This is a genomic window from Caulobacter sp. FG121 (assembly GCF_057809815.1).
The window spans coordinates 100,600-114,289 of the sequence record NZ_JBMDKR010000007.1 but is presented as its reverse complement, the minus strand read 5'-3'; the positions used below and the strand labels follow the sequence as shown (position 1 = coordinate 114,289).

At 69.5% G+C, this 13,690-nt stretch carries 9 protein-coding genes; 3 read left to right on the top strand and 6 right to left on the bottom strand.

Annotated elements, in window-relative coordinates:
* The first annotated feature begins 65 nt into the window (after nucleotides 1-65).
* Entirely contained in the window at nucleotides 66-2,135 is a 2,070-nt protein-coding gene (locus ACODSL_RS16640; RefSeq protein ID WP_488901840.1) for a M13 family metallopeptidase, read from the top strand.
* A gap of 135 nt (nucleotides 2,136-2,270) precedes the next feature.
* Nucleotides 2,271-4,388, top strand: a complete 2,118-nt coding sequence (locus ACODSL_RS16635; protein ID WP_488901839.1) for a M13 family metallopeptidase — start codon at nucleotides 2,271-2,273, stop codon at nucleotides 4,386-4,388.
* A 65-nt stretch (nucleotides 4,389-4,453) separates the two neighbouring features.
* On the opposite strand, the gene ACODSL_RS16630 is transcribed toward ACODSL_RS16635, so the two are convergent.
* The 5 genes from ACODSL_RS16630 to pgi all read right to left on the bottom strand — a co-directional run bounded on the left by ACODSL_RS16630 (nucleotide 4,454) and on the right by pgi (nucleotide 10,971).
* Nucleotides 4,454-5,041: an AAA family ATPase gene (locus ACODSL_RS16630; RefSeq protein WP_488901838.1), complete on the bottom strand. Its 588-nt coding sequence runs from the start codon at nucleotides 5,039-5,041 to the stop codon at nucleotides 4,454-4,456.
* A 455-nt stretch (nucleotides 5,042-5,496) separates the two neighbouring features.
* Nucleotides 5,497-6,459 carry an ATP phosphoribosyltransferase gene (hisG, locus tag ACODSL_RS16625; protein ID WP_488901837.1) on the bottom strand — a complete coding sequence of 321 codons (963 nt, stop codon included), beginning with the start codon at nucleotides 6,457-6,459 and terminating at the stop codon, nucleotides 5,497-5,499.
* On the bottom strand, nucleotides 6,456-7,586 hold the full coding sequence (locus tag ACODSL_RS16620; RefSeq protein ID WP_488901836.1) for an ATP phosphoribosyltransferase regulatory subunit: 1,131 nt from the start codon (nucleotides 7,584-7,586) through the stop codon (nucleotides 6,456-6,458). Before ACODSL_RS16620 ends, hisG begins: the two co-directional genes overlap by 4 nt.
* Nucleotides 7,583-9,055 (bottom strand): histidine--tRNA ligase, encoded by a 1,473-nt coding sequence (gene hisS, locus ACODSL_RS16615; RefSeq protein WP_488901835.1) that lies wholly within the window; start codon nucleotides 9,053-9,055, stop codon nucleotides 7,583-7,585. Before hisS ends, ACODSL_RS16620 begins: the two co-directional genes overlap by 4 nt.
* Nucleotides 9,056-9,408: 353 nt before the next feature.
* Nucleotides 9,409-10,971 (bottom strand): glucose-6-phosphate isomerase, encoded by a 1,563-nt coding sequence (gene pgi, locus ACODSL_RS16610; protein WP_488901834.1) that lies wholly within the window; start codon nucleotides 10,969-10,971, stop codon nucleotides 9,409-9,411.
* Between the two features lie 78 nt (nucleotides 10,972-11,049).
* Between pgi and ACODSL_RS16605 the strand changes: the two genes are divergently transcribed.
* Nucleotides 11,050-11,517, top strand: a complete 468-nt coding sequence (locus ACODSL_RS16605) for a hypothetical protein (protein WP_488901833.1) — start codon at nucleotides 11,050-11,052, stop codon at nucleotides 11,515-11,517.
* Between the two features lie 8 nt (nucleotides 11,518-11,525).
* On the opposite strand, the gene ACODSL_RS16600 is transcribed toward ACODSL_RS16605, so the two are convergent.
* The gene (locus ACODSL_RS16600; RefSeq protein ID WP_488901832.1) at nucleotides 11,526-13,661 is read right to left on the bottom strand and encodes a protein-disulfide reductase DsbD family protein; all 2,136 of its coding nucleotides are present in this window, start codon (nucleotides 13,659-13,661) and stop codon (nucleotides 11,526-11,528) included.
* Nucleotides 13,662-13,690 lie beyond the last annotated feature (29 nt).

Here is a 13,690-nt window from a genome sequence, read left to right as displayed (position 1 = left end):
AAGAAGCGCCCGGGCCGCCGATGTGCATGGTCCCGGGCAATCAGTTCACACGGGAAACCCCCACCATGAAACGCATACTGCTTTCCGCCGCCGCCGCGCTGGCCCTGACCGCCGCCGCCGGCGCAACCGTGGCTTACGCCCGCGCCGTACCGGCCCCGATCACCGCCGCCGACATCGCCAAGGCCCCGCGCATGGGGCCCTGGGGCTTCGACCTTTCGGGCATGGACCGCTCGATCAAGCCGGGCGACGACTTCGTCGGCTTCGCCTCGGGCGCCTATCTGGCCAACCTCGACATCCCCGCTGACCGGACCAACTGGAATTCGTTCGCCGTCCTGCGCGAGCTGTCCGACGCCCGCATCAAGGCGGTGATCGACACCGCCGCCGCCACGACCAACGCGACGGGCGAGGCCCAGCAGATCGGCGGTCTCTACAACAGCTTCATGAATGAGGCGACGGTCGAGGCGCTCGACGCCAGGCCGCTGGCAGGCGACCTGGCCGCAATTCGCGCCGCCAACACCCGCGACGCCATCGCCGCGTTGATGGGCGCCTCCAACGGCGGGTTCGGCGGCAGCTTCTTCGCGGCCTATGTCAGCTCCGACGCGAAGAACCCGAACGTCAACGTCGCCAACGTGACCCAGGCCGGCCTCGGCCTGCCCAACCGCGACTACTACCTCGATGCCAAGTTCGCCGAGAAGAAGGCCGCCTATCAGGCCTATGTCGCGAAACTGCTGACGTTCGCGGGCTGGGCCAACGCCGACAAGGCCGCCGCCGACATCGTCGCGCTGGAAACCACCATCGCCCAGGCCCAGTGGCCGATCGCCGACCAGCGCGATCCGGACAAGACCTACAACCCCAAGACCATCGCCGAGCTGCAGGCCCTGGCGCCCGGCTTCCCCTGGCAGGCCTGGCTGAAGGGCGCGAGCCTCGACAAGGCGACCAAGGTGATCGTCGGCGAGCCGACCGCCTTCACCAGGATCGCCGCCATTTTCGCGGCGACCCCGGTCGCTACCCTGCAGGCCTGGGACGCGTTCCACACGGTGGATCAGGCTTCCCCCTATCTTTCGAAGCGCTTCGCGGACGCCAATTTCGAGTTCCGCGCGAAGACGCTTTCGGGCCAGCCCGAGCAGCGCGCCCGCTGGAAACGCGGCGTGTCGCTGGTCAGCGGCAATCTCGGCGAAGCGGTCGGCAAGCTCTACGTGGAGGCCTACTTCCCGCCCGAGTCCAAGGCCAAGATGGAAAAGCTGGTCGCCGACCTGCGCGTCGCGCTTAAGGCCCGCATCGACAAGCTCGACTGGATGAGCCCCGAGACCAAGGTGCGCGCGCAGGCCAAGCTGGCCGCGTTCACGGTCAAGATCGGCTATCCCAACAAGTGGCGGGACTACAGCGCCCTGACGGTCAAGGCGGACGACCTCTACGGCAACGTCCAGCGCGCCAACGCCTTCGAATGGGCCTTCAACGTCGCCAAGCTCGGCAAGCCGGTCGACCGCGACGAGTGGGGCATGTTCCCGCAGACGGTCAACGCCTACTACAACCCGACCCTCAACGAGATCGTCTTCCCGGCCGCCATCCTGCAGCCGCCGTTCTTCGATCCGGACGCCGACGCGGCCGTCAACTACGCCGGCATCGGCGCGGTGATCGGTCACGAGATCAGCCACGGCTTTGATGACGAGGGTCGCAAGTTCGACGGCGACGGCTCGCTGCGTGACTGGTGGCAACCCGCCGACGCGGCCAAGTTCGAGGTCCAGACCAAGCGTCTCGGCGCCCAGTACTCGGCGTTCGAGCCGGTCGCGGGTTCGCACATCAACGGCGATCTGACGATGGGCGAGAATATCGGCGACCTGGGCGGCATCCTGGTCGCGCTGGACGCCTATCACCTGTCGCTCGGCGGCAAGCCTGCGCCCGTGATCGACGGCCTGACCGGCGACCAGCGCTTCTTCCTCGGCTTCTCGCAGATCTGGCGCAGCAAGTACCGGGACGACGCGATCCGTCAGCAGGTGGTGTCCGACCCGCACTCGCCGGCCCAGTTCCGCGTCATCGGCACGCTGCGCAACGTCGATGCCTGGTACGACGCCTGGGGCGTGAAGCCCGGCGACAAATGGTACGTGAAGCCGGAAGACCGCGTCCGCATCTGGTAGGCCGCGCGACGTTCTCTCCCCGGTTTGGGGAGAGAACGTCCGCAGTTTGCCGCGCATGAAGAATCTTTAACGTCCCCAAGCGGCGTCTGGCGTGCAATGTCACGCGCGAATTTCAGCCTTGGGGATATTTCCACCATGAAGACCTTCTGGATGGGCGCCGCCGCGGCGGGCGTTCTGCTTCTCGCAGCGGCTCCGGCTTCGGCTCACGAAGAGCACGGCTGTCTCGACGCCTTCTGCTTCAACGAGTCCCTGTTCACGGCGACCGACACCACGGGCGGTGGACAGGCCGTTTCGCTGGAAAGTCCGCGCTACGGCGCCTGGGGCTTTGACCTGACGGGCATGGACCGTTCGGTGAAACCGGGCGACGACTTCTACATGTGGGCCAGCGGCGCGTGGAACGCCCGCACGGAAATCCCTTCCGACCGCACCCGCTTCGGCAACTTCGACGCCCTGTCGATCCTGTCCGAGGCCCGCACCCGCGCGATCATCGAGGACTCGGCCGCTGGCCGCATCACGGGCCCCGAAGCGGTCCAGATCGGCGCCGCCTACGCCGCCTTCATGGACGAGGCCCGCGCCGAGCAGCTGGACTTCAAGCCGCTCAAGCCCGAGCTGGCCCAGATCATGGCCGCCAAGACCCGCGACGACATCACCGCCCTGATGGGCAAGTCCAACACCTCCGGCTTCTCGGCGATCTTCGGCCTGGGCATCGGCGACGACGCCAAGGACCCGACGAAGTACGCGGTCTATGCCGGCGCCGGCGGTCTCGGCCTGCCTGACCGCGACTATTACCTCGACCCGAAGTTCGCGCCGAAGAAGGCCGCCTACGAGGCCTATATCGTCCAGATGCTGACGATGATCGGCTGGGCCAAGCCGGCCGAGGCCGCCAAGGCGATCCTGGCCTTCGAAACCCAGCTGGCCGGGGCCTCCTGGACTCGCGTCGAGCGCCGGGATCGCGACAAGACCTACAACCCGATGACCCTGGCCGAGCTCCAGGCGGCGACGCCGGGCTTCAACTGGGATCGCTACCTGCCGGGTACGGAACTGAAGGGCGTCAACCGCTACATCGTGAGCACCAACACGGCGTTCCCGAAATTCGCCGCCATCTATGCGGCGACCCCGGTCGACACGCTGAAGGCCTGGGAGGCGTTCCATCTGGTCGACGGCGCAGCGCCGCTGCTGTCGAAGCGCTTCGCCGACGCCAACTTCGAGTTCCGCGCCAAGACCCTCGCCGGCCAGCCCGAGCAGAAGCCCCGCTGGAAGCGCGGCGTCGGCTACGTCAACGGCATGCTCGGCGAGCCGGTCGGCAAGGTCTATGTGTCGCGCTACTTCCCGGCCGAGTCGAAGGCCAAGATGGAGGGGCTCGTCGCTGACATCCGCGCGGCCCTGAAGACCCGCATCGAACACCTCGACTGGATGAGCCCCGAGACCAAGGTCAAGGCGCTCGACAAGCTGGCCAAGTTCGGCGTGAAGATCGGCTACCCCGACAAGTGGCGCGACTACTCCGGCCTGGTGGTCAAAGCTGACGACTCCTACGGCAACGCCCAGCGCGCGGCGGTGTTTGAGTGGCGTTACGAGGTCGCCCGCCTGAACGGGCCGGTCGACAAGACCGAGTGGGGCATGACCCCGCAGACGGTCAACGCCTACTACAGCCCGGTGAAGAACGAGATCGTCTTCCCGGCCGCGATCCTGCAGGCGCCCTTCTTCCACCCGGACGCCGACATGGCGGTCAACTTCGGCGGCATCGGCGGCGTGATCGGCCACGAGATCAGCCACGGCTTCGACGACCAGGGCCGCAAGGGCGATGGCGACGGCGTGCTGCGCGACTGGTGGACGCCGGAAGACGCTGCCAAGTTCAAGGCGCAGGCCGACCGTCTCGGCGCCCAGTACTCGGCGTTCGAGCCCTACCCCGGCGCGCACGTGAACGGCGGCCTGACGATGGGCGAGAACATCGGCGACATGGGCGGCCTGTCGCTGGCCTATGACGCCTACCTGGTGTCACTGGACGGCAAGCCCGCCCCCGTCCTCGACGGCTTCACCGGCCAGCAGCGCGTGTTCCTTGGCTGGGCCCAGGTGTGGCGTCAGAAGGCCCGCGAGGACTTCGTCCGGCAGCAGGTCGTCACCGACCCGCACTCGCCGGCCTACTACCGCGTCAACGGCACCATCCGGAACGTCAACGCCTGGTACGACGTCTTCGGCATCCAGCCCGGGGACAAGCTCTATGTCGCTCCGGCCGACCGGGTGAAGATCTGGTAGGCTTCAGAGCCTGGTAAACTGAACCGCGAAGGGGCGGCCCGCGAGGGTCGCCCCTTTTGCGTCGGTCAGACCTCGAGCTCGGCCAGAACGAAATCCGCGCGCTCGGCGACGGGGAGCCTCGGCAGTTCGATCAGCCGATAGCCAAGCCGGCGATAGGTCGCCAACAGCGGCTCGTACTCGTCCAGCGCCTCGTCGAAGCCGTGGCGGCGTTCCGCGTCGACGTGGTGGATCTCGGGCCAGGGCGGGGCGACGAACACCGTCTCATCGTACCGGCACAACTGCCCCGCCCCTTCGAAGTGCGCCGGGACCGGCAGACCCATCCGCGCCAGACCGGACAGGGGCTCCACCACGCTGCGGTCGAAGAACGCCAGACCCGGCTCGCCGGCCGCCATGATCCGCTGGTGCAGACTTCGCGACAGGAGGAGTTCGGCGAACTTCGCCGGCGCGGACCAGGGCAAGGCGTCGCCGCCGATCCAGTCCTGCTCGCGGACGATCTGCCGGCCGGCTTCGGGAAACACCCGATAGCCCCGCCGACCGAGTTCAGTCAGCAGGGTCGATTTCCCGCCGCCGGAGCAGCCGGTGATGATCACCGCGCGGCAGCGGCGATCGGCGACGCTGGACGGCTGGTAGCCGTCCTCCAGGGTCGGGGTCATGGCGTCTCCTGAAGTGAAGTGGATTTGTGCGTCCTTCGAGACGCGGACCCGAGGGTCCGCTCCTCAGGATGACGGGCTGGGTTTGATGGCGACCAACTTCGTCATGGTGAGGAGCGAGGCATCAGCCGAGCGTCTCGAACCACGCACACTCATGGATGATGGGGCTATTTTTGACGGCAGCGTCGAAAAACACAGACCCGCCGCGGGGGATAGTCGCGGCGGGTCCGGTTTATTCCTCGATCACTCGATCCAAGCGGGCGTTTCCTCCCCGAAACGCCGTGAGGTAAGAACTCTCAGGGGTTCTAGTTCCTCGCGCACCGTCAAAAGACGGCAAGGCTCTTTCTCTGTCAAGGGTTGCGAGGGGCGCCGCGCGCAACAAAATACGCCGAATTGGCGAAATCGGGGTTGATTGTTGGACCCGTCAGTCAAAAGAACGCGTTCTTTTGACGGTGGTGTCAGTTATTTTGCCCGATCCGGGTAACCAGAGCTTCCGCGGCATCGGATACGGGCTCGAAAAGGTGCTCGGGCCGACTCGCGGCCACCGGACCGATTCCCTGACCCGACAGAAGCGCCTGGGCGGTCAGCAGGTCCCGCTCGGCGATCAGCAGGCCGTTTGCGCGCGGCCGGGCGCCCCGCGCGACGAGATCAGAGAGGGCCGAGCGGGCCGCCCCATCCGCCTCAGCGGGCCAGACCAGCATCATAGAGCCCCGGGCCCGCGCCCGCGCCTCTACGACGCCCAGCATTTGCCGGACGACCGCCAGCCTGTCGGCGTCCCAGTCGGCCGACAGGGAGGCCGCCAGCTGGGCCTGGCTCTTCAGGATCACGCCGTCGCTGACAATCTTCAGATGATTGGCCGCCAGGGTCGCGCCGGTGGTGGTGATGTCGACGATGATCTCCGCCGCGCCGGAGGCCGGCGCCCCCTCGGTCGCGCCGCCGGATTCGACGATGCGATAGTCGGCCACGCCGCAGCGGGCAAAGAAGGCCCGCGTCTGGACCAGATACTTGGTCGCCACGCGCAATCGCTTGCCGGTGCGGACGAGATGGGCGTGCGCCACCTCCTCCAGGTCGGCCATGGTCTCGACGTCCAGCCAGCCACGCGGCACGGCGACGATCAGGTCAGCCTTGCCGAAGCCGAGCGCGCGCAGGAGCATGACCCGGCTGTCGAGATCGGCGACCTGCTCACGCAGCAGATCCTCGCCTGTGACGCCGAGGTGGATCTCGCCGCTGTCGAGCGCGGCGGCGATGTCGGACGCCGATAGCAGCCGAACCTCCACCTTGGGCAGGGCCGGGATCGCGGCCGTATAGCCACGGCCGCCGGCGGCCGACGACAGCGGCAGCCCCGCATCGGCCAGCCAGGCCTCAACCTGCTCCTTCAGCCGCCCCTTGGACGGGATTGCCAGGATCAACGGTCCGCTCATTCCACGCCTCCCGCGAAAGCCCGCGCCGGCCGCACCATGCAGCCGACCGCGCCCTGGGCCGAGGGCGCCCCGAGACGCGCCGGCAAGCTGTCGTAGCGCCCGCCGGCGGCGACGGGCCGTTCCTCACCGAGCGCGGCGCTGCGCACCTCGAAAACGAGCCCGTCGTAGTAGCCGAACGCCCGCCCGAAGGCGGCGGTCAGGCGGACCCGATCGGCCGGCACGCCCTGAGCGGCCAGTCCCTCCAGGCGCCGTCTCCAGACCGCCAGCGCGGCATCAAGGGCCCCGGGCGCCGGTCCGGCCAGCGCCCGGATCGCGCCGAGGGCGGCTTCCGGTGCATCAGACACGGCCAGAAACCGTCGGACCGCATCGCCCTCGGCGACCGTCAGGGGCGGCATGCGCGCGGCCTCGGCGCGTTCAGCCAGGCGGCTGACGATCTCTGCGGTCGGCCGGCTCCCCACGGGCTCGATCCCGGCCAGGGTCCAGAGTCGGCGCAGGGCAGCCTCGCCGTCCCCGGCCGGAACGCCTTCCAGCGGATTGACCAGACGGGCGGCCGCGTCGTCGGTCGCCTGGCCGGCGCGGTCGAGCTCGGCCTGCAGCAGGCGCGGCCGGGTAAACAGCCGCTTGAGCCGCGCGGCCAGCGCCGGGGCCAGGGCCAGGCTGTCGACGAAAGCGGCGAACAGGGCGATGTCGCCGAGGATCAGGGACAGGTCGCTCCGCCCACCGGCCGCCGCCGAGCGCCAGGCCAGGCCGACGACCTCGACATCGGCCGTCGCGGCGTCCTCGCCGCCGAAGGCCTCGACACCGATCTGCAGGAATTCCTCGGCGCGGGCCGACCCTGCCGGCGCGGCGCGGAAGGCCTTGCCTTCATAGGCATAGCGACCCGAGGTCGCGCCGCCGGCGATGTGCGCGCGGGCAACCGGGATGGTGAAATCCGGCCGCATGGCCAGCTCCTCGCCGCCCTCGGCCTGGACCACGAACAGGCGCGGACGCATGGCCTCGCCCGACAGGTCGAGCAGCAGAGCCAGCGGCTGCAGCACCGGAACCTCGACAGCGGCCGCGCCGGCCGCCACGAACGGCGCGCGGATGGCCGCAAGGGCCTCGGCGGGAACGGGGGGCTCCAGTCTCATCGGGCGGCGTCCACGATCTTGCGCACGGCCGCCACGAGGTCCGCGCGGGGGATGGTCTGCTGGCCCGGCCGCTCGGCCTTCCAGGCAGCGTTGTCGGCGACGTCCTTCGCCAGATCCCGGCCGAGATCGAGATCCTTGATCGTCACGGTTCCGGCCGCGAACTCGTCCTCGCCGATGATCACGGCAGCCGGCGCCATGCGACGGTCGGCGTACTTCATCTGCGGCCGCATACCCGAGGTCCCCAGATAGACCTCCGCGGCGATCCCGCCCGCCCGCAGTTCGCCGGCGACCGCGAAATAGTCGGCCATCCGCGCCTGGTCGAAGGCGATGATCACCACCGGCCCACGGTTCTCGCCGGCCTCGTCGCGACCCGCCGCCTTCAACGCCGCCGCCAGTCGCGAGACGCCGAACGAGAAGCCCGTCGCCGGCGTGCGCTCGCCGGTGAACCGAGCGACCAGGTCGTCATAGCGCCCGCCGCCGCCGATCGAGCCGAAGCGCATCGGCTGGCCCTTCTCGTCGGTGGTCTCCAGCAGCAGCTCGGCCTCGAACACCGCGCCGGTGTAGTACTCCAGCCCGCGCACGATGGAGGGATCGAAGCTCGCCTGGTCATCGCCGACGCAGAGGCCCTTGAGCGCCGCGCCGATCTTCGCCAGCTCCTCCAGCCCCTCGTCGCCTTCGGCCGAGCCGCCTATGACCTTGCTGAGGGCGTCGAGCGTGCCCGACCGGTCGGGCTGGCCGGCGGCGACGAAGGCCAGCACCGACTCGATCGCCTTCGCGCCCAGACCCGCGCCCTTGGTGAAGGCGCCGGACTCGTCCTTGCGGCCCTCGCCGAGCAGCAGGGTCACGCCCTCGGCGCCCAGCCGGTCCAGCTTGTCGACCGCGCGCAGCACGCCCAGCTTCTGGCCCTCGGTGGTCACGCCGGCGGCCGTCAGCAGCCCGTTGAGCAGCTTGCGATTGTTGATCTTCATCACCGCCGTACCGCGCGGCAGGCCGGCGGCTTCGAGACCGGCCACAGCCAGGGCGATGATCTCCGCGTCGGCTTCCGGCCGCGCAGAGCCGACCGTGTCGGCGTCGCACTGGATGAACTCGCGGAACCGGCCGGGACCCGGCTTCTCGTTGCGCCAGACCGGCCCGAAGGCGTAGCGGCGGTAGGGTTTGGGCAGGGTCTCCCAGTTCTGCGCCGCGAACCGCGCCAGCGGCGCGGTCAGGTCGTAGCGCAGGGCCATCCACTGCTCGTCATCGTCCTGCAGCGCGAACACGCCCTCGTTGGGCCGGTCGCTGTCGGGCAGGAACTTGCCCAGCGCGTCGGCGTACTCGAACGCCCCGGTGTCGAGCGGCTCGAAGCCCCACTGCTCGTAGACCTTCGACACGGCCTCGACGATCCGCCGCTCGGCCCGCAGGGTCGCGGCGCGCTTGTCGGCGAATCCGCGCGGGGCGCGGGCTTCGGGGCGGAAAGGCTGGTCGGTCATATCAAGCTCTCATCGGGTCGGTCGGGCCGGATGGAGCTGTCTTCAGCCCCATCCGCGTCGGGCGGGGCCGGAGGGGTGGAGCGCTGGCCTCAGGCCGCGCGAACCCGTTCCGTCCCGCGAGGGATGGCGTGGTGGTGGCAGCCGTGATGGTGCGAGGCGCGGGTCATCGGGGCGGGGGTATAAGGGAAAGATTGCGGAAGGGCTAGCGGGCAGGGCCCAACAACAACCCGTCATCCTCGCCCTTGTGGCGAGGATCCCTCGTTCAATCGCACGAGCGTCCTTCAAGCCTGACAGGTTCGGAACACGTTCAGAGGGGTCCTGGGCACAAGGCCCAGGATGACGGCGGTGGGTGGTCAGCCCTTCAGCCGCTCAATTAGCGCCGCCGTGGACGCATCGTGCACCCCCGCCACCCCGCCCTGCAGCTCACCCAGCACAGCCGTCGCCAGGGTCTTGCCCAGCTCCACACCCCACTGGTCGAAGCTGTTGATGTCCCACAGCACGCCCTCGACAAAGACCTTGTGCTCATAGAGGGCGATCAGGGCGCCGAGAGTCTTCGGCGTCAGCCGGTCCAGCAGGATGAAGCTCGACGGCCGGTCGCCGGGGAAGTGGCGGTGCGGCTCGGCGGCATTGGCGGAGCCGGTCATCAGCGCCTCGGCCTGGGCGATGGCGTTGGCCAGCAGGATCGCCTGCTGCGGCTTGGGCCCTTCTTCCGCCCTGGCCACGGCGACGAAGTCCACCGGGATCACGTCGGTCCCCTGGTGCAGCATCTGGAAGAAGGCGTGCTGGTCGTTGGTGCCGGCGTTGCCGAACACGGCGGTCGAGGTGGCGTGGGCCACGGGCGCGCCCGACAGCCTAACCTGCTTGCCGTTGGACTCCATCTCCAGCTGCTGCAGGTAGCTGGCCAGCAGGCCCAGCCGGTCGGCATAGGGCTCGACCACCCGCACGGGCCGGCCGAGGCCGTTGCGGTTGAACACATGGGCCAGGGCCAGCAGCACCGGCGCGTTGGCGGCCAGCGGCGCGGTGCGGAAGTGCTCGTCCATCGCCGCCGCGCCGGCCATCAGCGCTTCGAACCGGTCCCAGCCGAGCGCGATGGCGCAGGAAAGGCCCACGGCAGACATCACCGAGTAGCGGCCGCCGACCCAGTCCTCGAAGCCGAACACCCGCTCGGCCGGAATGCCAAAGGCCGCGCAGGCCTCCAGATTGGTCGAGGCGGCCGCTAGGTTGGCATCGCCGTCCGGCCCTAGAAACGCGCGCAGCCAGCCGCGCGCGGCCGTCGCGTTGGCCATGGTCTCCTGGGTCGTGAAGGTCTTGGAGACGATCACCACCAGGGTGGTTTCGGGGTTCAGCCCGGCCATCGCCTGGGCGAGGTCTGAAGGATCCACGTTGCCGACGAACCGGACGTCGATGTCATGCTCCAGCCGCTTCAGCGCCCGCCAGACCAGACGGGGGCCAAGGTCGGAGCCGCCGATGCCGATATGGACGATGGTCGTGAACGGCCGCCTCGTCGCGCCGCTGATTTCGCCCGAGCGCACAGCCTTGGCGAAGGCCTTCATGCGGCCGCGCACGGCTTCGACGTCACGGGACACCGGCCGTCCGACAGCCTTGAAGTCCGCTCCGTCCGGCGCGCGCAGGGCCATGTGCAGCGCGGCGCGCTTCTCGGTGACGTTGACGGTCTCGCCGGCGAACAGCCGGCCCCGCGCGGCCTCCACGCCAGCGGCTCGGGCAAGGTCCAGACCGGCGACCAGACCGGCCTTGCTCCATGGCTGCTTTGAGAGATCGAGGCGCAGGCCGCAGGCCTCGACCACCATCCGCTCGAGCCGGTCGGGCTCGGCAGCGAAATGGTCGACGATGCGCATCGCGCCATCATTGCGGGCTGCGCCTTCGAAGGCGGTCCAGGCGGCGGCGAGTTCGGTCATGAGGGCTCCGTCAGCAAGACGCCGTTTACCATGTTGGGCTTACCAGAGCGCAAACGCCCATTCACCGAGGGACGCTCCATGTCCTGTGACGCCGTCGCCCTTGCCGCCACCCTGTGGCTCACCGCCGCCAGCCCGATGGCTGCCACGGCGACGCCCGCCGTCGCGGTCAGCGCGCCGCCGTCATCGGTGGCCAGCGAGCCTCTGTTTGTCGACATCGTCAAACGCGCCGATGCGCTCAAGACCGAGGTTGATGGCTGGAAGGGCAAGGACGGTCCCCTGCCCGGCTGGGACGCCTTCAGCACACAGATCACCGAACTCTCCGGACTCGACATGCAGGCCCACCTGCTGCTCAAGGCTCGCGGTACGGACGGCGACCTGAAGTGCATCCTGCGCGGCATCTCGCAGGACCTGCCGGTGCGCCTGAAGGAAGTCCAGGACGCCGCCGACACCCGTACGCGCGACATGGCGCTGAAGGAAATGTTCTGGCTGCTGCGGGACAACGTCGAGGTGATCACCACCCCTCCGACGGCGACGAGCGGGACGTAGCGCCGCCGCTACCGCATCGCCGCCTTGCCGATGGCCTTGAGCACCAGACCCTCGGTCAGGAGCTGCGGCAGCACCACGGGCTCGGACCCGTCCGCGCCATAGACGAGGTACAACGGCACCCCGGCGCGACCATTTTCGGCCAGGGCGGCGGCGATCGTCGCGTCGCGATTGGTCCAGTCGGCCACAAGGTAAACCGCCCCCGCGGCCTTGAAAGCTTCCGCCACGGCGGGTCGCGAGATGGCGGCCGCGTCATTGACCTGGCAGGTCACGCACCAGGCGGCGGTGAAGTTGACGAACACCGGCCGTCCCTCCGCCCGTAGCGCCGCGACCCGTTCGGGCGACCAGGGCTCGGACGGCAGATCCGCCTTCGCGGCCGACCACGACGTCGCCTCGGTCAGGGCGACACCAGCGTCAGCGCGCGGGGCCCGGGCAAGGCCAAGGATCAGCCCGGCCACGGCCAGCAGCGCCAGAAGCGCCAGCCCGCGCAGCACCGGAGCCTTCTCGCGCTTCTGCGCCCGGCCGAACAGCCAGACGGCGAAGGCCGCGGTCACGGCCGCAGCGAGGCCGAGGCCGAGGCCCAGAGAGCCGGTCTGCTGCGCCAGCACCCAGGTCAGCCAGGCGGCCGTGCCGTACATCGGGAACGCCAGCACGTTGCGCAGCGCCTCCATCCAGGCGCCAGGCCGGGGCATCAACCGCAGCAGGGCCGGGGCAAAGGACAGGGCCACGAAGGGCGATGCGAGGCCGAGGCCGAGGAAGGCGAACACCGACAGCGAGACGATGGGGCTCTGGGTCAGGGCGAAGCCCATCGCCGGGCCCATAAAGGGCGCGGTGCAGGGCGCGGCCACGACCACGGCCAGCACGCCGGTCAGGACGCTGCCGAGCAGGCCGCGGCTGTTGTCGGCCAGCGAGCCGCCGACGCCCTGGAGCGACGTACCGATCTCGAACACGCCGGACAGGTTCAGCGCCACCAGCAGCATCAGCACCGACAGGGCAGCCACCGCGGCCGGCGACTGCAGCTGGAAGCCCCAGCCGACAGCTGCGCCGGCGGCCTTCAGCGCGATGAGCACCCCCGCCAGCGCGACGAACGACGCGACCACGCCGAACAGATAGGCCAGACCCTGATGCCGCGCGGCCTTCGCCTCGTGGGCATGCCCCGCCAGGGAAGCGGCCTTCATCGACAGGATCGGGAAGACGCAGGGCATCAGATTGAGGATCAGCCCGCCGAGGAAGGCGAACAGCAGGGCGACGGGCAGGCCGAGCGGGAAGCCCGTGGTAGGCGCGGCGACCACGCCGAGGCCCGAGGTGCCGGCGGGCGGGGTCCCCGCCTCGGCCGAGATCTCGAACGCCCGGTCGCCCAGCGCCAGCACGCCGTCGAGCATCTTCGGCGCGGTCCCCTGCGTGAAGTCATAGCCGGCGGGAACGCGGATCGTCAGGCCATCGGGCCCGCGTTCGACGACCTGCGGTTCGGCGTGTTTGAGGGCTGTGCCGCTGAACGGATAGAACCATGCCCCGGCGAGATCGACGTCCTTCAGCTCCGCCCCGGTCACGGCGATGGACAGTTTGCCGCCGGTCACCGCGAAGACTGCGGCCAGGTTGGCCGGCTTGGGCGCCTTGGCCAGGGTGTTGCCGATACGAGGCCCCCAGATCGCATCCGGCTGCGGCGGTTCGGCGACCACGGGCAACTCAAGCGTCAGCGTGGCGTCCTCGGGAATGCAGGTCTCTGCGCAGACGAGGAAGCTGACGGCGACCTGCAGATGCGCGGTCTGGCCAGGCTTCGCGGACGCGGGGACCTCGACCGGCACGGGCAGCAGCAGCTCGCCCTCATAGGCATAGACCCCGAGCTGGTTGGGCGCCTCGCCCTCCAGCAGCAACTTCGGCGTCGGCCAGACGATCTCCCCGGCTTTCCAGCCCGTCGGCAGGGTCCAGGTCAGCTTCGTGGCGTTGCCGGCGTCGCCGGGATTGCGCCAGTAGGTGTGCCAGTCCGCGGCGATCTTCTGCCGCACCGCGACGAACACTGTGCCGCCCGGCACCGCGGCCTCCTGCGCCACCAGTTCCGCCTCGATATGCCCCGTATTCACCGGCGCCGCGAAAGCGGGGGCGGCGGTCAGGGCCAGCAGAACGGCGAGAAGGGTGATCAGTCGCATTAAGCAGCTATATGGCCCCCGAGGCCCCC

Coding starts and splice junctions, on each gene's coding strand:
- hisS (WP_488901835.1), bottom strand. CDS start 9,055: ATGACCGACCAGCCTTTCCGCCCCGAAGCCCGCGCCCCGCGCGGATTC.
- ACODSL_RS16600 (WP_488901832.1), bottom strand. CDS start 13,661: ATGCGACTGATCACCCTTCTCGCCGTTCTGCTGGCCCTGACCGCCGCC.
- ACODSL_RS16640 (WP_488901840.1), top strand. CDS start 66: ATGAAACGCATACTGCTTTCCGCCGCCGCCGCGCTGGCCCTGACCGCC.
- ACODSL_RS16605 (WP_488901833.1), top strand. CDS start 11,050: ATGTCCTGTGACGCCGTCGCCCTTGCCGCCACCCTGTGGCTCACCGCC.
- pgi (WP_488901834.1), bottom strand. CDS start 10,971: ATGACCGAACTCGCCGCCGCCTGGACCGCCTTCGAAGGCGCAGCCCGC.
- ACODSL_RS16620 (WP_488901836.1), bottom strand. CDS start 7,586: ATGAGACTGGAGCCCCCCGTTCCCGCCGAGGCCCTTGCGGCCATCCGC.
- ACODSL_RS16630 (WP_488901838.1), bottom strand. CDS start 5,041: ATGACCCCGACCCTGGAGGACGGCTACCAGCCGTCCAGCGTCGCCGAT.
- ACODSL_RS16635 (WP_488901839.1), top strand. CDS start 2,271: ATGAAGACCTTCTGGATGGGCGCCGCCGCGGCGGGCGTTCTGCTTCTC.
- hisG (WP_488901837.1), bottom strand. CDS start 6,459: ATGAGCGGACCGTTGATCCTGGCAATCCCGTCCAAGGGGCGGCTGAAG.